The organism is Maritimibacter fusiformis, assembly GCF_008086115.1.
Classification (GTDB): Bacteria; Pseudomonadota; Alphaproteobacteria; order Rhodobacterales; family Rhodobacteraceae; genus Muriiphilus; species Muriiphilus fusiformis.
Genome location: NZ_VSIY01000015.1, coordinates 131984 through 151236, shown reverse-complemented (window position 1 = coordinate 151236; position 19253 = coordinate 131984). Strand labels below are relative to the sequence as shown.

20 protein-coding genes and 1 tRNA gene are annotated in these 19253 nt (G+C 66.4%); 9 read left to right on the top strand and 12 right to left on the bottom strand.

Annotated elements, in window-relative coordinates; all coding sequences use genetic code 11:
- Positions 1-3 precede the first annotated feature (3 nt).
- The 4 genes from FVF75_RS15475 to FVF75_RS15460 are packed head-to-tail and all read left to right on the top strand — an operon-like array spanning position 4 to position 3926.
- Positions 4-1296, top strand: coding sequence for an NAD(P)/FAD-dependent oxidoreductase (locus FVF75_RS15475; RefSeq protein ID WP_148379635.1), 1293 nt, complete (start codon positions 4-6; stop codon positions 1294-1296).
- Positions 1293-2048 carry a DUF1365 domain-containing protein gene (locus tag FVF75_RS15470; protein WP_148379633.1) on the top strand — a complete coding sequence of 252 codons (756 nt, stop codon included), beginning with the start codon at positions 1293-1295 and terminating at the stop codon, positions 2046-2048. The genes FVF75_RS15475 and FVF75_RS15470 overlap by 4 nt, the downstream gene beginning before the upstream one ends.
- Positions 2048-3208 carry an SAM-dependent methyltransferase gene (locus FVF75_RS15465; RefSeq protein WP_148379631.1) on the top strand — a complete coding sequence of 387 codons (1161 nt, stop codon included), beginning with the start codon at positions 2048-2050 and terminating at the stop codon, positions 3206-3208. Before FVF75_RS15470 ends, FVF75_RS15465 begins: the two co-directional genes overlap by 1 nt.
- Positions 3201-3926 (top strand): SDR family NAD(P)-dependent oxidoreductase, encoded by a 726-nt coding sequence (locus FVF75_RS15460; protein WP_148379628.1) that lies wholly within the window; start codon positions 3201-3203, stop codon positions 3924-3926. The genes FVF75_RS15465 and FVF75_RS15460 overlap by 8 nt, the downstream gene beginning before the upstream one ends.
- Here the strand turns inward: FVF75_RS15460 and aroE are convergent.
- The 7 genes from aroE to FVF75_RS15425 form a co-directional block, all read right to left on the bottom strand.
- Positions 3923-4741 (bottom strand): shikimate dehydrogenase, encoded by an 819-nt coding sequence (aroE, locus tag FVF75_RS15455; RefSeq protein WP_148379626.1) that lies wholly within the window; start codon positions 4739-4741, stop codon positions 3923-3925. The two genes, FVF75_RS15460 and aroE, sit on opposite strands and share 4 nt — an antisense overlap.
- Entirely contained in the window at positions 4738-5175 is a 438-nt protein-coding gene (aroQ, locus tag FVF75_RS15450; RefSeq protein WP_148379623.1) for a type II 3-dehydroquinate dehydratase, read from the bottom strand. The genes aroE and aroQ overlap by 4 nt, the downstream gene beginning before the upstream one ends.
- Before the next feature lie 69 nt (positions 5176-5244).
- Positions 5245-6222, bottom strand: coding sequence for a DUF2793 domain-containing protein (locus tag FVF75_RS15445; protein ID WP_148379619.1), 978 nt, complete (start codon positions 6220-6222; stop codon positions 5245-5247).
- A 139-nt stretch (positions 6223-6361) separates the two neighbouring features.
- Positions 6362-6438 (bottom strand) — tRNA-Pro (locus FVF75_RS15440).
- Positions 6439-6483: 45 nt separating this feature from the next.
- Positions 6484-7431, bottom strand: coding sequence for a DMT family transporter (locus FVF75_RS15435; protein WP_148379618.1), 948 nt, complete (start codon positions 7429-7431; stop codon positions 6484-6486).
- Between the two features lie 113 nt (positions 7432-7544).
- Positions 7545-8651 carry a 3-isopropylmalate dehydrogenase gene (gene leuB / locus FVF75_RS15430; protein WP_148379615.1) on the bottom strand — a complete coding sequence of 369 codons (1107 nt, stop codon included), beginning with the start codon at positions 8649-8651 and terminating at the stop codon, positions 7545-7547.
- Between the two features lie 57 nt (positions 8652-8708).
- Positions 8709-9593, bottom strand: coding sequence for a LysR family transcriptional regulator (locus FVF75_RS15425; protein ID WP_148379613.1), 885 nt, complete (start codon positions 9591-9593; stop codon positions 8709-8711).
- Positions 9594-9678: 85 nt separating this feature from the next.
- Here FVF75_RS15425 and FVF75_RS15420 point away from each other — a divergent pair, with 85 nt between their 5' ends.
- Positions 9679-10560 (top strand): Rossmann-fold NAD(P)-binding domain-containing protein, encoded by an 882-nt coding sequence (locus FVF75_RS15420; protein WP_148379611.1) that lies wholly within the window; start codon positions 9679-9681, stop codon positions 10558-10560.
- Here FVF75_RS15420 and FVF75_RS15415 read toward each other — a convergent pair.
- From FVF75_RS15415 to leuC, 4 genes are all read right to left on the bottom strand, one after another.
- Positions 10557-11630, bottom strand: a complete 1074-nt coding sequence (locus FVF75_RS15415) for an endonuclease/exonuclease/phosphatase family protein (protein ID WP_246138110.1) — start codon at positions 11628-11630, stop codon at positions 10557-10559. The two genes, FVF75_RS15420 and FVF75_RS15415, sit on opposite strands and share 4 nt — an antisense overlap.
- On the bottom strand, positions 11630-12463 hold the full coding sequence (locus FVF75_RS15410) for a hypothetical protein (RefSeq protein ID WP_246138109.1): 834 nt from the start codon (positions 12461-12463) through the stop codon (positions 11630-11632). Before FVF75_RS15410 ends, FVF75_RS15415 begins: the two co-directional genes overlap by 1 nt.
- A gap of 274 nt (positions 12464-12737) precedes the next feature.
- Positions 12738-13343, bottom strand: a complete 606-nt coding sequence (gene leuD / locus FVF75_RS15405) for a 3-isopropylmalate dehydratase small subunit (protein WP_148379607.1) — start codon at positions 13341-13343, stop codon at positions 12738-12740.
- Positions 13343-14746 carry a 3-isopropylmalate dehydratase large subunit gene (gene leuC, locus FVF75_RS15400; protein WP_148379605.1) on the bottom strand — a complete coding sequence of 468 codons (1404 nt, stop codon included), beginning with the start codon at positions 14744-14746 and terminating at the stop codon, positions 13343-13345. The genes leuD and leuC overlap by 1 nt, the downstream gene beginning before the upstream one ends.
- Before the next feature lie 236 nt (positions 14747-14982).
- Between leuC and FVF75_RS15390 the strand changes: the two genes are divergently transcribed.
- From FVF75_RS15390 to rlmH, 3 genes are all read left to right on the top strand, one after another.
- Positions 14983-16353: a mechanosensitive ion channel family protein gene (locus tag FVF75_RS15390; protein ID WP_148379603.1), complete on the top strand. Its 1371-nt coding sequence runs from the start codon at positions 14983-14985 to the stop codon at positions 16351-16353.
- A 118-nt stretch (positions 16354-16471) separates the two neighbouring features.
- A complete protein-coding gene (rsfS, locus tag FVF75_RS15385) occupies positions 16472-16912 on the top strand; it encodes a ribosome silencing factor (protein WP_148379601.1) in 441 nt (146 codons plus the stop codon).
- Complete coding sequence (gene rlmH, locus FVF75_RS15380) at positions 16912-17382, top strand: 23S rRNA (pseudouridine(1915)-N(3))-methyltransferase RlmH (protein ID WP_148379965.1); 471 nt, start codon at positions 16912-16914, stop codon at positions 17380-17382. The genes rsfS and rlmH overlap by 1 nt, the downstream gene beginning before the upstream one ends.
- 97 nt (positions 17383-17479) lie before the next feature.
- On the opposite strand, the gene FVF75_RS15375 is transcribed toward rlmH, so the two are convergent.
- Positions 17480-18478 (bottom strand): asparaginase, encoded by a 999-nt coding sequence (locus tag FVF75_RS15375; RefSeq protein WP_148379599.1) that lies wholly within the window; start codon positions 18476-18478, stop codon positions 17480-17482.
- Between the two features lie 178 nt (positions 18479-18656).
- Here FVF75_RS15375 and FVF75_RS15370 point away from each other — a divergent pair, with 178 nt between their 5' ends.
- On the top strand, positions 18657-19184 hold the full coding sequence (locus FVF75_RS15370) for an invasion associated locus B family protein (RefSeq protein WP_148379597.1): 528 nt from the start codon (positions 18657-18659) through the stop codon (positions 19182-19184).
- Positions 19185-19253: the final 69 nt, after the last annotated feature.

The following is a 19253-nucleotide window of genomic DNA, read 5'->3' as shown; positions in this document are numbered from 1 at the left end:
CGAATGTCGTTTGACGCCCCTCCTCCGCGCCCGCAGCGCATCGCCGTGATCGGCGGTGGCATATCCGGCCTCGCCGCCGCCTATGAACTTTCACCGCAGAACGCCGTGACGCTTTATGAGGCCGAACCGCGCCTGGGCGGACACGCCCGCACCGTGATCGCCGGCAAGAACGGCGACCAGCCGGTCGATACCGGCTTCATCGTGTTCAACTATGCCAATTATCCGAACCTGACGCGGATGTTTAACGACCTCGACGTGCCGGTCGAGAAAAGCGACATGTCGTTCGGCGCGACCATCGACGATGGCGCCGTGGAATACGGCCTGCGCGGCCCGGCCGCCCTGTTCGGGCAGCGCCGCAACATCGTCCGGCCCGAGTTTCTGCGCATGGTGCGCGACCTGTTCCGCTTCAACGCCCGCGCCGAGGCGGCGGCGACCTCCGACGACACCACCATCGGTGAACTGGTCGAGGCGCTGGGCCTCGGTGATTGGTTCGAGCGCTATTATCTGATGCCGATCTGCGGCGCGATCTGGTCGACGCCGCCCGATGGCATCCGCGCCTTTCCGGCGAAATCGCTCCTGAGCTTTTTCCGTAACCACGCGCTGCTGTCGGCCACCGGCCAGCATCAGTGGTGGACGGTCTCGGGCGGCTCGGTCGAATATGTCTCGCGCCTGACTGCGCATCTGAAAGGCCACGGCGTCGCGCTGCGCCCGGGAACGCCGGTGACGAAAGTGACCCGCGCAGGCGGCAAGGCGACCGTTCACGCCCCGGGGATGGAGCCCGAGACCTTCGACCAGGTGATCTTCGCCACCCATTCCGACGACGCGCTGCGCCTCATCGCCAACCCGACCGGGGCCGAGACCCGCGCGCTGGGCAACCTCAACTATCAGGACAACAGCGTGATCCTGCACCGCGACCCGGCCCAGATGCCGCGTCGCCGAAGCACGTGGTCGTCCTGGGTCTACAAGGCCGACACGACGCAGGAGGAAACCCGCATCGGCGTGACCTACTGGATGAACCGGCTGCAGAACATCCCCGAGGACGACCCGCTGTTCGTCTCGCTGAACCCGGCGCGTGCGGTGCCGGAGGCTCTGATCTATGACCAGGTCACCTTCCGCCACCCGGTGTTCGACCGGGCCGCCCTGCGCGCGCAAAAGGATCTTGCGGCGATTCAGGGCGACAACAACACCTGGTTCGCCGGTGCCTATACCCGCCACGGCTTTCACGAAGACGGCTATGCCTCGGCGGTGCGCATCGCGCGGCGGATCAACCCGGCGGTGGAGCTGATCGCGGCATGACCTTCGCAGCCCAGCATATGCGCGGCATCACCACCCATGCCCGGCTTGGCGGAATCGCCAACGCCTTCCGCTATGGTGTCGATTACGTGCTGATAGACCCGGACAGCCGCGCCCCGACGCCGGCCCTGTTCTCGCGCAACCGCTTCAACCTGATCGCGGTGCATGACCGCGATCACGGCGGCGCGCGCGGCAGGGGAGAGGGCGTGGCCTGGGCGCGTCGTGTGTTTGCCGAACACGGGCTTGAGACCCGGGGTCTCGAAATCCTGCTCCTGACCCAGCCGCGTTTTCTCGGCTACTGGTTCAACCCGGTCAGCTTCTGGCTGGCGCTGCGCGAGGGTCAACTGATCGCGGTAATTTCCGAGGTCAACAACCCCTTTGGCGATCGCCATTCCTATCTCTCTCATCACCCGGAATTCGACCCTATTGCGGCCTCGGACACGCTTGTCGCGCACAAGGTGTTCCACGTTTCGCCGTTCCAGCGGCTTGGTGGCGACTATCGGTTCAACTTCGATATCCGGCCCGACCGGATCGCAATCAGGATCGCGCTGAAAGACGGCAAGGCCGGCGTTATCGCCACCCTGACCGGTCCGCGCGCCAAGCTCACGAATCGTGCTATTGTCGGGGCCAGTCTGCGGCGCCCCGCCGGGGCGCTGCGCACCATCGGGCTGATCTACTGGCAGGCCCTGAAACTGAAACTCAAGGGCGCGCGCTATCGCACCCGCCCCGAACCGCCGACCGAGGAGGTCAGCTGATGCCGTTTCTCACCCAGCGCGTGAAGCGCGATTTCCTGACCGCCTGCGAGGCGATTCACACCGGCTCGCTCCGCATCCGCACGCCCGGCGGCGAGATCCATGATTTCGGCTCCGGCGCGCCCGCGGCCGAATTGCAGATCAACGATTGGGGCGCGATCACCGCCGCCGCGGCGCGGGGCGATATCGGGTTCGGCGAAAGCTATGTCGCGGGTCTCTGGGACACGCCGTCGATCCAGACCCTGACCGAGCTTGTGCTCTTGAACATGGACCGCTTTGACAATTTTGCCTATCCCACGCGGCTGAACGCGCTGAAATTCCGTGTCGTCGACCGCATCCTGCGCGCCAACTCGAAACAGGGCGCGGCGCGCAATATCCGGGCGCATTACGACGTTGGAAACGAGTTCTATCAATGCTGGCTCGACCCGACGATGACCTATTCCTCGGCGCTGTTCGCAGACAGCGACACGGACCTGACGCGCGGCCAGCAACGCAAGTATGACCGCATCCTCGGTCGGCTGTCCGAAGGCGAGCAGGTGCTGGAAATCGGCTGCGGCTGGGGCGGCTTCGCCGAGCGCGCCGCCGACACCGGCCGCCATGTCACCGGCGTCACGATCTCGCCCAGCCAGAAGGGCTATGCCGACGCGCGGCTGGACGGGCGCGCCGAGATCCGTCTGCAGGATTACCGCGACATCACGGGCACCTTCGACAACATCGTGTCGATCGAGATGATCGAGGCGGTCGGCGAACGCTACTGGCCCGAGTATTTCGGAACCCTCAAGGCGCGACTGGCCGAGGGCGGGCGTGCCGTGATCCAGGCGATCACCGTCACCGACGAGAATTTCCCGGCCTATCGCAAGGGGTCCGATTACATCCGCCACTACACCTTTCCGGGCGGGATGCTGCTGTCGGAAGGCGTCATCCGCGACCAGGCGCGGCGTGCCGGGTTGAAGGTGCAGGAAAGTTTCGCTTTCGGGCGAGACTATGCCCGCACCTGCGCCACCTGGGGCGAACAGCTTGAAGCCGCCCGGCCACGGCTGGCCAAGGTCGGTTATGGCGACGAAGGATTCCTGCGCAACTGGCGCTATTATCTCGCGATCTGCGCCGCTGCCTTTTCGGTAGGTCAGACCGACGTGGTGCAGGTGGAGCTTGCCCATGCCTGACCTCAAGGGCCGCCGTTATTGGCTGGTCGGCGCCTCCGAAGGGCTGGGGCGCGCGCTGGCCCATGCGCTCGACCGCGAAGGCGCACGGCTGGTGGTATCGGCCCGCAGCGGGGACCGGATCGAAGGCCTTGCCGGCGAACTGACCGACGCGGTCGCGGTGCCGGTCGATGTGACCGACCCGGCCTCGGTCAAGACCGCGCTGGATGAGGCGGGCGAGATCGACGGGCTGATCTTCAGCGCCGGCGCCTATGATCCGGTCGATGCGAAGGACTGGCAGGCCGAGGCCGTGCGGACCATGGCCGAGGTCAATTTCGTCGGCGGGCTGAACGTGGTGGGTGCGGTTCTGCCGAGCATGATCGCGCGAAAAACCGGCCATATCGCCTTGATAGGGTCGCTTTCCGGCTTTCGCGGCCTGCCCGGCGCGGTCGGCTATGGCGCGTCCAAGGCCGGGCTGATGCATCTGGCCGAGAACCTCAAGATTGACCTGCGCGGCACCGGGATTTCGGTTCAGCGCATGAACCCCGGTTTCATCCGAACCCGGCTGACCGAGAAGAACGATTTCAAAATGCCGCAGATCATGGAGCCGGAAGACGCCGCCGCCCGCGTCGTCGCCGCGATGAAATCGGGGCGCTTCTCGACCAGTTTTCCGGCACCGTTCTCGTGGCTCTTTACCCTCGGCCAACACCTGCCGCTGGGCCTGTTCCACCGGATCTTCTAGTCCAGCGGCACCGTCATCGCCGCGATCACCGGGGCGGTGTCGGGACGCTTGTCGCGCCACCACAGGAACGCCTCGGCGGCCTGTTCCACCAGCATCCCGACCCCATCGGCCAATTGCGCCGCGCCCGCTGCTTCGGCCTGTTGCAGGAACGGCGTCTTGCCCTTGCCATAAGCCAGATCATAGGCCAGCACGCAGCCTGCAAACGCGCTCGCCGGGATCGGCAGCGCCGCGCCCGACAGGCTGGCGGATGTGCTGTTCAACACCAGGTCGAAGCTGCCTTCGATGCCGTCATATCCGACCGCGGAAACCGTCCCGCGATCCCCCAGCAGATCGCGGATCGCCTCGGCCTTTGCCACCGTGCGATTGGCGATCACCACCTCACCCACGCCAGCGGCCAGAAACGGCGCAACCGCGCCCCGCGTCGCCCCGCCGGCTCCGGCGATCAGCACCCGCTTGCCGGCCAGCGGCACGCCCAGGTTGACCGCGATATCGCGCACCAGCCCGACGCCGTCGAAGTTTTCGGCCACCAGCCGGTCGCCCTCAAGCTTCAGGCAGTTCGAAGCACCACAGATCGCCGCCGCCTCGCGGCGCGCGTCGGCCAGGTCATGAGCGTCGACCTTGAACGGGACGGTGACGTTGATGCCCTTGCCGCCCGCATCGAAGAACGCCCGCACCGCCGCCTCGAACCCGTCCAGAGGCGCCTCGATCGCCTCGTAACGCATGTCCTCGCCGGTCTGGCGGGCAAACTCGCCGTGGATGAACGGGCTTTTCGTGTGGCTCAGCGGATTGCCGAACACCGCATAGCGGTCGGTCATGACAAAAGCGACCCCATCCGCCGCATCGCCAGCGCATAGCCCTCGACCCCGAAGCCCGCGATCACGCCATCGGCGCGCGCAGAGATATGCGAATGGTGCCTGAACGCCTCGCGCCGGTGGATGTTGGAGATATGCACCTCCAGCACCGGCCCGTCATAGGCGTTGAGCGCATCGAGAATGGCGATGGAGGTGTGGGAATAGGCCGCCGGGTTGATGATGATCCCGGCGGCATGATTGCGCGCCTCCTGAATCCACGTGACGATCTCGCCTTCGTGGTTGGACTGCAGCATGCGGATCTCCAGCCCGAAGCCCGCCCCCACCTCGACGCACATCGCCGCCACGTCCTCGAGCGTATCCGCGCCGTAGATCTCCGGTTCGCGCTTGCCCAGCAGGTTCAGGTTGGGGCCGTTCAGGATATAGATCAGGTTGTCCATGCCACGTCTTTCTTGGCGGGTTTGGTGATGTTTGGCACCAAAACGCGCCCCCGGCAAGAAAACTGACCCTCAGAAACACCGCCCGACCGCCACCAGATCGACAGCGGGGGCGACAGTATCGGCCCCCGTCGTGTCAAACGTGTGGATATCGGCCGCGCTGGCGCTGACCGCATCGACCGTGACAATCGCCGCCGTCGTGCCGCGCGCGGTGGCCGTGACGCTGACGGCTCCGCTGGCGAAAGCGGCGGGGAAGGTCCATGTCGCCGCCGCCCCGCTGGCGCTGGCGAACCCGTCCAGAACGCAGATCATGGTGCCGTCCGCGAACCTGGTGAAGCTGCCGTTGGCGTTGGTCCCGGTCTCGACGATGCCGCTGCCGATGCCCGACGTGGCGCTGACCGGGCCGACCGCGTTGCCGGTGTGAAACACCTGCGTGCCGGGGGTGATCCTGAGCGCCTCGTCCCAGCTTGACCCGTCCGCGCTGACCTTGATCGAGAAGGCATCGTCGCCCGCCAGCCCCATCTCGGCCCGTCCCGACCAGTTGGTCTGGTAGAGCAGCGACGCGGTGTCGCCGCTGGCGGACTTGTTGATCTTGAGCTGATGCCCGGCGCCCGCGTGGCTGAACAGGCTGGCCGCGGCCGACACCGCCAGCCGGTTGGTGGCATCCGACCCGGTGTTGACCCCGACCCCGTCGAGGTTCTGCGTCGCCCCGACCACCGGCTGCCAGCCCGCCCCGGTCCACACCCGAAGCTCCTGCCCGCCCGCAAGCGTGGCGATCCAGCCCGGCCCGGGCACGTGAAACTGCCAGCCGGCATCGACCCAGACCGCAAGCCTGCCATCCTCGCCCGCCCAACCGCCGCTCGCCCCGAGGCCAAGCGCATAGACCTTGCCCTCGTCCGGCAGGGTCGGGGGCGTGGTGGCATCGAAGGCGACCACCGCAAGCTGAACGATGACATCGAGCACCCGCAGCGCCTCGTTATGGGTGACGTGTTTCTGCGCCTGCGCGGGCTGAAGATAGGGCAGGGCAAGCCGGGGCGATGTGTCGGACATGGGGTCTCCTGACGCTGAATGAGGCGACAGGTATAGACCGGACACCCTTGCCAACCGGCAAATGGCGCGGGCGGGGGGTTAGGGGATTGTTAAGGGGATGGGAAACGCAGCGTGCGGGGCTTGCGGCAATCCTGTGTATTGGTCGGAGTGAGAGGATTCGAACCTCCGACCCCTGCCTCCCGAAGACAGTGCTCTACCAGGCTGAGCTACACTCCGACCGTGCCGCGCGGGATAGCTTAGCTTTGAACCCTTTGCAAGCGCCTATCGGCGCTCGCGCAGGCGGCGCAGCATCGGGGAAATCCGGAGCGATGTGGGCGTCGACAGGCGTGACCTCGCGCGCAGGACGGGGGTTTGCGATCTTGCCCCGAGCCGCGATTCGCGGAACACGATGTAGATCCCCGAGGCGATGATGATCCCCGCCCCGATCAGCGTCGGCAGATCCAGCGATTCGTCGAACAGCACCGCGCCGAACAGCGTCGCCCAGAGGATCTGCGAATACTGCATCGGCGCCACGATGGCGGCATCGCCGTTGCGATAGGCGGCGATCAGCAGAACCCCGGCGATGAAGCCAAGCACCGAGATCGCCCCCATGCCGGCCAGGTGCAGCAGCGGCATAGGCACATAGACCAGCCCCAGCAGCGCCCCCATCACCAGAAAGTTCGCCGCCATCGGATAGAGCATAAGCACCGCCGTCCGCTCATCGTTGCCGATCCTGCGCACGATCACCGACCCGACCGCGTTTGCCGCCGCCGCCGTGAGGCCGGCGAGATGGCCGAGGCTCAGGGCTTCGGCCCCCGGGCGCAGCACGACCACCACGCCCCCCAGCCCGATCAGAACCGCCAGCGAGCGATGAATGCCGACCCGCTCTCCCAGCATCGGGATCGACAGCAGCGTGATCAGCAGCGGCGAGGCGAACAGCATCACATAGGCCTGGGCCATCGGCAGGACCGAAAAGGCATAAAAGCCCGAAAAGCCGGTGATGACGGCGCTGACCGTGCGCGCCGCAACCCACCACGGATGCACCGGGCGCAGATTGCTCTCGCTCGAATCCCGCATCAGCATGAGGGTGATCAGCGGAAACGAGAATGCCGTTGCAAAAAAGATGATCTGGAACGGCGAATAGATCCCGCCCAGCGTTTTGACCACCACGTCATGGGTCGAGAAAATGGCGAAGGCGGCAAGCGCGAAGAGGGGGCCGGATAGGTTCATGGGGTGTCCATCTGCTTTCACCGACAACATCGCGGCCCGGGGCCGAATGCAAGCCAAACAAATGAAAATGGCGGCGTGAGGGAATCACGCCGCCGGTTTTTGCCGGTCCCGGGCTACAGGCTCGCGTCCAGCGCCTTGAGGATCGCGTCGCCCATGCCTTCGGTGGTGACCGGGTCGGTGCCCTCTTCGCCCAGAAGGTCCGGGGTGCGCACGCCGTCGGCCAGCACCTTTTCCACCGCCGCTTCCAGCCGGTCGGCCTCAACCCCTTCGTCGAAGGAATAGCGCAGCGCCATCGCAAAGCTGAGGATGCAGGCAATCGGGTTGGCCTTGCCCTGTCCGGCAATGTCCGGGGCCGAGCCGTGCACCGGCTCATACAGCGCCTTGGGCCGGCCATTCGCCGCCGGCGCGCCAAGGCTGGCCGAGGGCAGCATCCCGAGCGAGCCGGTCAGCATCGCGGCCACGTCCGACAGCAGGTCGCCAAAGAGGTTGTCGGTGACGATCACGTCGAACTGCTTGGGCCAGCGGGTCAGCTGCATGGCGCCCGCGTCGGCATACATGTGGCTAAGCTCCACGTCCGGGTATTCCTCGTCATGCACCTTCTGCACGACCTCGCGCCAGAGGATGCCCGATTCCATCACGTTGGCCTTTTCCATCGAACAGACCTTGCCCCCGCGCTTGCGCGCCAGTTCGAAGGCCGACCGCGCGACGCGGGCGATCTCGCTCTCGGTATAGCGCTGGGTGTTGATGCCGACGCGCTCGTTGCCTTCGGTGAAGATGCCGCGCGGCTCACCGAAATAGACGCCCGAGGTCAGTTCGCGCACGATCATGATGTCGAGCCCGGCAACCACGTCGCGTTTCAGCGACGAGAAATCCGCCAGTGCGTCGAAACACTGCGCCGGGCGCAGGTTGGCATAGAGGTCCATCTCCTTGCGCAGGCGCAAAAGCCCGCGCTCGGGCTTCACCGAGAAATCCAGATCGTCGTATTTCGGCCCGCCGACCGCGCCCAGCAGCACCGCGTCGGCCTCCTGCGCCCGCGCCATGGTCTCGTCCGCCAGCGGCACGCCGTGGGCGTCATAGGCCGCGCCGCCGACAAGGTCTTCGCTCACGTCGAACGACAGCCCGCGCTTGGCGCCATACCAGTCGATGATCCGGCGCACCTGGGCCATGACTTCGGGGCCGATCCCGTCGCCGGGGAGGATGAGAATGGAGCCTGTGCTCATGTCGCTGTCCTTGGGCTGATTGTGTTGCCCGTCGCCTAGCCCGTTGCGGGTGCGCGGTCAAGAAAGGCCCTCGGCCAGCGCCTGCCAGACACGGGCGACGCGCGGCACGCGGCGCAAGGCCTGATGCACGGTCAGCCAGACCGGCAGACTGGGCAGCGGTTGCGCTGGCATGAGCCGCTCGACCGCAGGGTCGGCCTCGCCGATGGCCTGTTGCATCACGCCCACCCCGCCCCCGGCGCGGACCAGTTGCCAATGCGCCGCCTGATCGTCGGTGCGCAGCCGGAAAAACGCGCGGCTGACCGGCCAACCCGCCTGCCGCATCGCCCGGATCAACACCTCGTTGCGGTCATACCCGACCCAGTCAAGCGCCAGCAGATCGTCCACCGTTCGGGGCCGCCCGACCCGGTCGAGGTAGGACGACGCTGCGTAGATGCCCAGCGGCTGGTCAGCCACGTGCCGGGTGACCATGTCGAGCTGTTCGGGCCGATACATCCTGACCGCGATATCGGCCTCACGAAACAGCAGGTTCTCGGAACTGTCGGAGGCGACCAGTTCGATGGTGATCCCCGGCTCATCACGGCGCAGCCTGGCCAGGATCGGCGGCAGCACGAAATGCGACATCACCACCGAGGCGGTCAGCCGAACGGTGCCTTCGACCCCGTGATCCTCACCGGCGGCGATCAGCGCCATCTGCCCGGCAGCTTCGCGCATCGCTTCGGCGGCGGGCAGCATCGCCTGCCCGGTCTCGGTCAGCGCCAACCCCTTGGCATGGCGGCGAAACAGCTCGACCCCCAGCGCGGTCTCGATCGTCTGGATCTGACGCCCCAGCGTCGGCTGGCTGGACCCCGTGGCACGGGCGGCAGCGGACAGCGAGCCGGTTTCGGCCACCGCAAGGAACGCCTGAACCAGCGACCAGTCGAGCGAGGTGAAGGGCATAGTCATTCAATATTGAATACCACACCTTCGATTTCCGGCAATTCCTATTTGACGACGAATGGATAACTTGAGGCCAGAAAAGGAGGCACTCATGTCACAAACCGCTCTCATCCTCGGCGGCTCGGGCCGCTTTGGCCGTCACGCCACCCGCGCGTTCAGCGATGCCGGCTGGCAGGTGCGCCAGTTCGACCGCCAGACCGACGACCTCGAGCGCGCCATGATCGGCGCGGATGTCGTGCTGATGGGCTGGAATCCTGCCGGTTATCACCTGTGGGACAAACAATTGGTGCCGCTGCACGACCGCGTGGCGCGGTCGGCCAGGCGGGCGGGGTCCACGGTGATCGTGCCGGGCAACGTCTATGTCTACGGGCCGGACGCGCCGTCGCCCTGGCGCCCGGACACGCCGCACCTGGTGCAAAACCCGCTGGGCCGGTTGCGGCGCGAGGCCGAGGCGCGTTATCGCCACCACGGCACCCGCACCATCATCCTGCGCTGCGGCGATTTCATCGACGGCGTGGACAGCGGCAACTGGTTTGAAAGCCACATCGTCAAGCCGCTGCCCAAGGGCTTCATCCGCTATCCCGGCGACCCCAATGCGCCGCATTCCTGGGCCTGGCTGCCCGACGCCGCCCGCGCCGCCGTGGCGCTGGCCGAAATCCGTGACCGGCTGTCGGATTTCGAGGATGTGCCGTTCGAGGGCTACACGCTGTCGGGCAACGACCTTGCCGCCGCGATCTCGCGCAGCCTCGGTCGGCCGGTCGCGGTCAAGCCGTTCCAATGGGGGCTGGTGCGGCTGTTGAGGCCGGTGATGCCGATGATGGCGGGGCTGATCGAGATGCGTTACCTCTGGTCGCTGCCGCAGCGGCTCGACGGGGCACGGCTGGCCGACCTGCTGCCGGATTTTAAACCGACCCCGCCTGAGGCGGCCCTGCGCGCCGCGCTGGCCGATCCGGTCGAAACACTCGCGGCTTAAGGCAAGGCGATATCGACCCAGACAAGGCGATGGCGGCTGGCGGCCTCGACCGTGGCCGCCATCGGGCCATCGACAGGCCAGATCACCCCGGCCCCGGTCACGTTCAACCCGGCGTCCGGCAACACGTAATCCACCCGCAGATTGCCCGGCACCGGGTCGGTCCAATCGGCGGTATCCAGACCCGGATCGCCCGTATGCGCGGGGTTTGCGGCGGCCTGACCGCCCGGGCTGGACGGTTCCGGGTCTTGCAGACGGGGGTCGGACAGAAGGGTGCGGATCGCCTCGCGCCGCCCGTCGCCATCGGCAGGGTCGAGGTTGGCATCGCCGATCACCACCACCGGCCCCTCGGGCGGCGGAAACGGCAGGTCGCCGTCCATGAGCCGCAGCCAGAAGGCAATCTCATCGTGGTTGCGGCGGCCATTCAGGTCTTCGGGGCCGTCATAGACCGGCGTTGTGGCGTGGAAGGCCAGGAGGTGCAGCGGCCCGGTGCCGGTTTCGACCGGCACATCCCAATGCGCCACCGACGACAGGCGCTGCGCCGCATGGGCCGCCGCCGAAGGGAACGGCGCACCATCCACCTCGGGCGCAATGGCGCCGGGCAGATCGGCCCAGAGGAAACCGGAGAAATCGCGCACCTCGCCCAGCGGCAGCCGCGACAGGACCGCCATGCCGCCTTGCCCGGTGAAGCGGCCATAGCCCTGTGAATCCCGCGCCTCGCCCAGCCGGCCATTGCCGTCGAGGTCCAGCCCGGAGACCACCCCGGCGTTCGGCGGCCCGGCGAAGGTGAAAGGATAGGCCCCCTCACCGAACAGGGCGGCAAAGGCGGCCAGCGCGTGGCCTTCGGTGTCATGGTCGAAATCGGTGATCAGGATCACATCCGGGTCGGCGTCCTCGATCACCGCCACGACCGCCGCCACCTGCTCGTCACCCTTCAGGATGTCCTGCAACAAAAGCCCCGGCCCGCGCCGTGCCAACTCGGTGTTGTAGGTGGCGATCCTGAGCGTTTCGGCATGGCCCGCGCCGGCCCCGGACAGGACAAGCGCGAGGGCAAGGGCGAGGGCGCGCAGCATCAGGCGGTCAGCATGTCCTCGTCGATCCGCGCCGTGTTTCGCTGGCGCTGATCGGTGATCATGGTCGCCACCCGCTGCATGGCGATGCCGCGCATGAACAGGCTGGCGGGCAGGAAGGCCCATGCGGTCAGCGTCCAGATCATCGTCTGTTCATTGGCCAGCGAGACCGAGCCGAACACGCCCGACGCAAGCTGCACGATGGCCGGAGAGATGAACGGAAGCAGAAAGCCCAGCGCGATGTTGAACCGCGCGTCGCGCTCCAGCCGCTCGACCACGTCGCCGCCGACGGTGGGGTCGAAGGTCGGCAGGTTGATCCAGACGTTGAAACCCTGCGCGCTGTGCGGCCAGTGCGTGAGACGCAGCACCACCAGGAACACCGCCAGCGAGATCAGCGAAATCAGATAGCTGACCCCGGCCATGGTGCGCAGAAGGATGATGTCCTGCGCCGAGGCATCCTCGGGCAGCATCAGCACGATCAGCCGAACCGGGCTATAGGGGAAGTCGATGGCCTTTCCGATCAGCGTCCCGACTGCCTCGACGAAATGCGCGCTGGTCGAACTGTCGCCACCGCGGACCACGACCGACAAGAGCAGCACGGTGACGAACAGGCTGGCGAACCGGATGCGGTTGAACGGAGGTGCGTCGCGGAACTCGACCAGACCCGGATAGGCGGTGGCGTATTCGAACAGCGTCAGGGCACCGGCGAAAATCGCGATCAGCACCACGATCTGCGTCGTGTCCGAACTGACATGGTTCAGCACCAGCGATGGCGTGGCGATCAGGATCACCACGAGAATTGCGCGCGCAATAGCGCCCGGAAGTCTTGAAAACACCGTTCTACCCCTCAACCTGGCCGGGGGCAGTTCGATGCTGCCGCCCTTGTTCCAACTTGATCCCGCCAATTGCGGCGGGTTGCCTCATATTTGCCATAATCTTGCCCACTTCAGTCCAGCGCCGCAAGTAACGCGTTCATAAGACGGGATATTTTGGGCCGGAATGGGGAGGAACTGGTGCCTTTGTGCATCAACAATGGGTCAACAAAAAGGCCGCCCGATGGGGGCGGCCCTTGATGTTGTGGTGCGGCGTCGGATGCCTGCCAGATATGGATCAGACCCAGGGCCGCGCCTCGGCGGCCCTCGCCTCGAAGGCGTCGATGGAGGCTTTCTTCTCCAGCGTCAGCCCGATGTCGTCCAAACCGTTCATCAGGCAGTGCTTGCGGAACGGGTCGATCTCGAAGGCGATGGTCTCGCCATCCGAGGTGGTGATCTCCTGGTTCTCGAGGTCCACCGTCATGCGCGCGTTCTGCCCTTTTTCGGCGTCCGCCATCAGCAGATCGACCTCATCGCGCGGCAGCACGATCGGCAGGATGCCGTTCTTGAAGCAGTTGTTGTAGAAGATATCGGCGAAGCTGGTGGAAATCACCGCCTTGATCCCGAAATCCCTCAGTGCCCAGGGCGCATGTTCGCGCGACGAGCCGCACCCGAAGTTGTCGCCCGCGACGATGATCTCGGCGTCGCGGTATTGCGGCTTGTTCAGAACGAAATCGGGGATCTCGTTGCCCTCGCGGTCATAGCGCATCTCGTCGAACAGGTTCACACCCAGGCCCGAACGCTTGATCGTCTTCAGGAACACCTTGGGGATGATCATGTCGGTGTCGATATTGACCAGCGGCATCGGTGCCGCGACCCCGGTGAGTTTCTCGAATTTTTCCATCACATCATCTCCCGCACGTCAGTCAGATGCCCTGTCACCGCAGCCGCGGCGGCCATGCCGGGCGAGACCAGGTGGGTTCGGCCCTTGTAGCCCTGCCGCCCCTCGAAGTTGCGGTTCGAGGTCGAGGCGCAGCGCTCTTCGGGTGCCAACTGGTCGGGGTTCATCGCAAGGCACATCGAGCACCCGGCCAGCCGCCATTCCGCGCCCGCGGCCTTGAAGATGTCCGCCAGCCCCTCGGCCTCGGCCTGTTCACGCACCAGGCCCGAGCCGGGAACGATCATCATCCGCACGCCGTCCGCGACCTTCTTGCCGTCGAGGATCTTGGCGACTTCGCGCAGATCCTCGATCCGACCATTGGTGCAGGAGCCGACGAAGACCGCATCGACCTTGATCTCATTCAGCGGCGTGCCGGGCGTCAGCCCCATGTAATCGAGCGCGCGCTTGACCGCCTCGACCTTGCCGCCGGTGAAATCCTCGGGCGCCGGCACTTTCGCGGTGATCGGCAGCACGTCCTCGGGCGAGGTGCCCCAGGTCACCACCGGCTCGATCTCGTCGGCGTCGAGCGTGATGACCTTGTCCCAATGCGCGTCGTCGTCGGAGACCAGCGTTTTCCACCAGGCAAGCGCCGCTTCCCACTGGGCACCTTTCGGAGCATGCGGGCGACCCTTCACATATTCGAACGTGGTCTCGTCGGGCGCGATCAGACCGGCGCGCGCGCCGCCCTCGATCGCCATGTTGCAGACCGTCATGCGGCCTTCCATCGACAGATCCCGGATCGCCTCGCCGCAATACTCGATCACATAGCCGGTGCCGCCCGCGGTGCCGGTCTTGCCGATCACCGCCATGGTGATGTCTTTGGCGGTGACGCCGGGCTTCAGCTTGCCGGTGATCTCGACCTTCATGTTCTTCGATTTCTTCTGGATCAGCGTTTGCGTCGCCAGCACATGCTCGACCTCCGACGTGCCGATGCCATGCGCCAGCGCGCCGAAGGCACCATGGGTCGCGGTGTGGCTGTCGCCACACACCACCGTCATCCCCGGCAGGGTCCAGCCCTGTTCCGGCCCCACGATATGCACGATGCCCTGGCGGATATCGTCCACCGGGTAATAGTGAATGCCGGTCTCGCGCGCGTTTCGGTCCAGCGCCTCGACCTGGATGCGGCTTTCCTCGTTCTCGATGCCCTTGGCGCGGTCGAGCGTCGTGGGCACGTTGTGGTCGGGCACCGCGATGGTCTTGTCGGGGGCGTGCACCTTGCGACCGGCCATGCGCAGCCCCTCGAAGGCTTGCGGGCTGGTCACTTCATGCACCAGGTGGCGGTCGATATAGAGCAGGCAGGTGCCATCCTCGGCCTCATGGGCCACGTGGGCATCCCATATCTTGTCGTAGAGCGTCTTGCCGGACATCGGTTTCTCCTGTCGCGGTCGGAATTCGGGAATACGGATAGGGCGCGCGGCTCAGAGCCGTGCGAGGATGCTGAGCGTCGCGCCGTGAAACCGCCAGGGCAGCCGGGCGCGGTCGTCCATATCGAAAATCCGTTTCATGCCTGCCAGATACTCCGGCACGAGGATTCCCGCAAGCCTTGGCGCTGGACGCGCGCCCGCGTATTTGCGACCTTTGCGCGAAAGAGGGCAGGAGCGCGATGGAAAACGAGGCGGTGACAGAGGGCGCAGCAACGGTGCCGACCGGCCCCGCGCCGCAGGACATCGCGCTTGGCCTCTTCGACGAGATGCTGCTGTTCCTCGAGGGGCTGTTGCGCCCGTGGAACGCCTACCAGGTCGTGATCGTGATCGCGATCTTCCTGGCCGCGCATATCGCCGCCCGCATCCTCGGTCCGCGCTGGCAGGACTGGCTGCGCCACCGCGAGGGCTGGCCGAAGTGGCGGATGCGCGCGGGCGTGATCGTGCACCGCCGGATGCGCCTGCTGATGTTCGTGACGCTGATCTGGGCGGTGGTGCTGGTGATGCGCGAGGTGACATGGCCGTCGCGCTCCTACCTCCTGGGGATCATCGCGGAGCTGTCCTCGGCCTGGCTGGTCATCGCCGTGGTCGCGCGCTTCATCGGCAACCGCTTCCTGCGCTCGATCATCCGCACGGCGGGCTGGGTCTGGGTCACGGTCTCGATCCTTGGCCTGTCCGACGATGCGGTGGCCCTGATGGACGGGATCGCGGTGCAGCTCGGGCAGGTGCGGCTGTCGCTCTGGGTCATCGTGCAGGCGGTCACGATCCTTGCCGTGCTGTTCGCCGCCGCGCGTTTCATCGCCAAGAACTCGGCCACCCGCATCCGCAAGAACCCCGACATCAGCCCCTCGATGCAGGTCTTGACCGTCAAGGCGGTGCAACTGTCGCTTTACGGTGCGGCGGTGTTCATCGGGTTGAAGGCGGTCGGCGTCGACCTCACCGGGCTGGCGTTCCTGTCGGGCGCGATCGGCGTGGGCCTTGGCTTTGGCCTGCAGAAGGTGGTGTCCAACCTCGTGTCCGGCATCATCATCCTGCTCGACAAGTCGATCAAGCCGGGCGACGTGATTTCCCTGGGCGAAACCTTCGGCTGGATCGAGCAGCTTGGCGCGCGCTACGTCTCGGTGGTCACCCGCGATGGCAAGGAATACCTCATTCCGAACGAAGACCTGATCACCGGGCAGGTGGTGAACTGGTCGCATACCAACGCCTTCGTGCGGCTCGATATCTTTTTCGGCACCGCCTATCACGACGATCCGCACAAGGTGCGCAAGGTGGCTGTCGCGGCGGCCTCGTCTGTCGACCGTGTGCTCAGCTTCCGTCCCCCGGTCTGCCATATCGTCGGCTTCGGCGATTCATCGGTCGACTACATCCTGCGGTTCTGGATCGACGACCCGACCGGCGGGCTGACCAACATTCGCGGCAACGTCTACCTCGCGCTCTGGGATGCGTTCCGCGACAACGGCATCTCGATCCCGTTCCCGCAGCGCGAGGTGCGGATGCTCGGCGACGACACGGGCGACACCCCCGACACCGCCAGCACAGGCGACAAATAGACACCCATCCGCAACCACATGCAACAGGTCGCAAAATCCTCGCCCGCCCGGCGTTGAGATCGCCCCTGTGCAATGTTATCTTGAATATGTCCTTGCGCCGGGGAATGAGCGGCGCGCCATGAAGGAGGAGACTGATCTGTCTCAAATGCCAGACGCGGCCCGCGCGAACGCCGCTTGGTCGGACGATGCGCGCGACACGTCCCGACCGGTGACGGGCAAGACCCTGCTCGACGCCATTCTCGCCTCACTCGAAGACGACAAGGCCGAAGACATCGTCACGATCCCGCTCAAGGGCAAATCGACGATGGCCGATCACATGGTGATCTGCTCCGGCCGCTCGACGCGGCAGGTCGCGGCCATCGCCGACAAGCTGACCGACCGGCTCAAGCAGAACCTCGGCGTGCTGTCCAGGGTCGAAGGCAAGGACCAGGGCGACTGGGTGCTGATCGACACCGGCGACGTGATCGTGCATGTCCTCCGCCCCGAAGTGCGCGACTTCTACCAGCTTGAAAAGCTGTGGATGACCCCGCCGACCACGCCCGCGCCCACCTCGGCCTGATGCGGGTCGCCATCGTTGCGGTCGGACGCGCCCGCCAGGGGGCGGAACGCGACCTGACCGACGACTACCTCACCCGATTCGACCGCACCGGCCGTGCGCTGGGCCTTGGCCCGGCGCGGCTGGTCGAGGTCGAGGACAGGAAGGGTGGCGGCATGAGGGCCGAGGCGCAGCTTCTGACGAAAGCCATCCCGACCGGCGCGCTGACCTGCGTGCTCGATGAACGCGGCCGCACCATGACCTCGCCCGACTTCGCCCGCCAGCTTGCCGACTGGCGCGACACCGGGCGGCAGGACGTGGCCTTCGTGATCGGCGGCGCCGACGGGCTGGCCCCCGACCTGCGCGCCGATGCCGATGCCGCGCTCAGCTTCGGGCCGATGGTCTGGCCGCACATGCTGGTGCGCGCGATGCTGGCCGAACAGCTTTACCGCGCCGCGGCGATCCTCGCCGGAACCCCCTACCACCGCGCCTGATCTTCATCTTGGCTCAAGTACTCCGGGGGAGCGCGAGGGGGCTGGCCCCCTCGCCCCTCACATCCTGCGCGCCGCAGGCGCTCAATCTGCAAACGCCTCACCGCAACGCGGCGGCGGCGCGGACATGGCCGGTGGTGATCCCCCGGCAATTGACGATCGGCGCATCGAGGAACCGGCGCGTCGCCGGATGATCCGCCGCAAGCACGCCCAGCCGCACCAGCACCGCCGCGATCGCCGCCTCCGAGGCCCGGGTTGCGCCATCGGCGATCTTCAGCGCGACACCCAGCCGCTGCTTGGGCAGCATCGCCACGAACACGCCCTCGGCGCCGGTCTTGATCGCCACGCCGCCGCCCATCGCCCGCATCAGCTCGGTGCAGGCCCGACCCTCGCCCGCGACCAGTTCGGGATGCGCCGCCATCGCCTGCCTGAGCCGCGCCGCGGCGGCCTCGCGCGGGGTGTCGGCGCCGTCCCGTGCCGCAGCAAAAAACGCCATCGCGCGACCCAGGCCATGCAGCGATGTCGCGAAATTCGGGGCCGAACAGCCATCCACGGCCCAGCCGTGCACGGCCTCGCCGGTCACATCCTCCCAGGCCTCGCGCACCGCCACCTGCACCGGATGGTCGAGGTCCAGATACTCCGGTCCCGCGCCCAAATGCCGGGTCAGCGTCAGAAAGCCCGCATGTTTGCCCGAGCAATTGTTGTGGGCCTGTCCCGGTGCCTCGTCCGAACAGGTGAGCACCTTGGCCGCCGCCGGATCGCGCGGCATGTGCGCGCCGCAGCGCAGGTCGCCGTCATCCAGCCCCAGCCGGTCCAGCCATGCGGTGACCCGCTCGGTATGGATCGCCGCGCCATTGTGCGAGGCGCAAGCCAGCGCCAGGTCTTCCGTCCCCAGTTCCGCCGCTTCCGCCGCGCCGCTCTCGACCAGCGGCAGCGCCTGGATCATCTTGGCCGACGATCGCGGATAGATCACGGTTTCGGGATCACCCCAGGCGTCCACGATCTCGCCGCCGGGTTTGCAGATCACGACATGGCCCAGATGTAGCGATTCCACACGGTCTGCGCGCCAGATTTCGGTCAGTTCGACGGCTCCGGTCATCCATCACCTCCATGCTACGGGGAACGCGCGGTTTTCCGCCAACGGGGCTTTCAAAAACCGGCGGGATTACGTTAGTGTGACGCGCAGAGTTGAAACGCGGCGCGCGCCTTGAAAAGATCGCACTAAAAGCGGTGGCGCAAGGGCCAAGAGGCAGGGGCAGCTGGAGGCTGTGGTTGACATGAAATCGAATATTGCACTGGGTTTGTGCACGGCGGCGCTGATCTGGGCCGCCACGGGCGCAACGGCGCAGGACGAAAGCGACAACCGGGTTGCGGCCAACACCGACTGGAGCGTGTTCGTCGAGGCGAGCCCGAAGGAATGCTGGAGCGTCTCGAAGCCGAAAGAGACCGTGAACACCAAGGATGGCCGCCCGGTCGCGGTAAGCCGCGGCGACATCCTGATGTTCGTGAGCTACCGGCCAGAGGCCGGGGTGTCGGGCGAGGTGTCGTTCACCGGCGGCTATCCGTTCAAGCCCGAGTCCGTCGTGACCGTCACCATCGGCAGCGACACCTTCCAGTTGTTCACCGATGGCGAATGGGCCTGGTCCAGCGGCCCCGAGGACGACGCCAAGATCATCGCCGCGATGAAACGCGGAGCCGATGCGATCGTGGTCGGCGTATCCTCGCGCGGCACCCGGACCGAGGACAAGTTCTCGCTGCTGGGCTTTACCGCCGCGGTGGAAGATGCGGCGGCGCGCTGCAAGTAGGACCGGCCCGACCGATTTTCGCGCCCCGGCCCTGCTGCCGGGGCGTTTTCTTTTGAAATCGCGCTGGGA

Bases quoted from the DNA above. Each gene is read 5' to 3' on its own strand.
- FVF75_RS15460 (WP_148379628.1), top strand. From the start codon at position 3,201: ATGCCTGACCTCAAGGGCCGCCGTTATTGGCTGGTCGGCGCCTCCGAA.
- FVF75_RS15465 (WP_148379631.1), top strand. From the start codon at position 2,048: ATGCCGTTTCTCACCCAGCGCGTGAAGCGCGATTTCCTGACCGCCTGC.
- aroQ (WP_148379623.1), bottom strand. From the start codon at position 5,175: ATGGACAACCTGATCTATATCCTGAACGGCCCCAACCTGAACCTGCTG.
- FVF75_RS15425 (WP_148379613.1), bottom strand. From the start codon at position 9,593: ATGACTATGCCCTTCACCTCGCTCGACTGGTCGCTGGTTCAGGCGTTC.
- leuC (WP_148379605.1), bottom strand. From the start codon at position 14,746: ATGTCCGGCAAGACGCTCTACGACAAGATATGGGATGCCCACGTGGCC.
- FVF75_RS15390 (WP_148379603.1), top strand. From the start codon at position 14,983: ATGGAAAACGAGGCGGTGACAGAGGGCGCAGCAACGGTGCCGACCGGC.
- FVF75_RS15375 (WP_148379599.1), bottom strand. From the start codon at position 18,478: ATGACCGGAGCCGTCGAACTGACCGAAATCTGGCGCGCAGACCGTGTG.
- rsfS (WP_148379601.1), top strand. From the start codon at position 16,472: ATGAAGGAGGAGACTGATCTGTCTCAAATGCCAGACGCGGCCCGCGCG.
- FVF75_RS15370 (WP_148379597.1), top strand. From the start codon at position 18,657: ATGAAATCGAATATTGCACTGGGTTTGTGCACGGCGGCGCTGATCTGG.
- rlmH (WP_148379965.1), top strand. From the start codon at position 16,912: ATGCGGGTCGCCATCGTTGCGGTCGGACGCGCCCGCCAGGGGGCGGAA.
- FVF75_RS15445 (WP_148379619.1), bottom strand. From the start codon at position 6,222: ATGTCCGACACATCGCCCCGGCTTGCCCTGCCCTATCTTCAGCCCGCG.
- leuB (WP_148379615.1), bottom strand. From the start codon at position 8,651: ATGAGCACAGGCTCCATTCTCATCCTCCCCGGCGACGGGATCGGCCCC.
- FVF75_RS15470 (WP_148379633.1), top strand. From the start codon at position 1,293: ATGACCTTCGCAGCCCAGCATATGCGCGGCATCACCACCCATGCCCGG.
- FVF75_RS15420 (WP_148379611.1), top strand. From the start codon at position 9,679: ATGTCACAAACCGCTCTCATCCTCGGCGGCTCGGGCCGCTTTGGCCGT.
- FVF75_RS15415 (WP_246138110.1), bottom strand. From the start codon at position 11,630: ATGCTGCGCGCCCTCGCCCTTGCCCTCGCGCTTGTCCTGTCCGGGGCC.
- leuD (WP_148379607.1), bottom strand. From the start codon at position 13,343: ATGGAAAAATTCGAGAAACTCACCGGGGTCGCGGCACCGATGCCGCTG.
- FVF75_RS15475 (WP_148379635.1), top strand. From the start codon at position 4: ATGTCGTTTGACGCCCCTCCTCCGCGCCCGCAGCGCATCGCCGTGATC.
- aroE (WP_148379626.1), bottom strand. From the start codon at position 4,741: ATGACCGACCGCTATGCGGTGTTCGGCAATCCGCTGAGCCACACGAAA.
- FVF75_RS15435 (WP_148379618.1), bottom strand. From the start codon at position 7,431: ATGAACCTATCCGGCCCCCTCTTCGCGCTTGCCGCCTTCGCCATTTTC.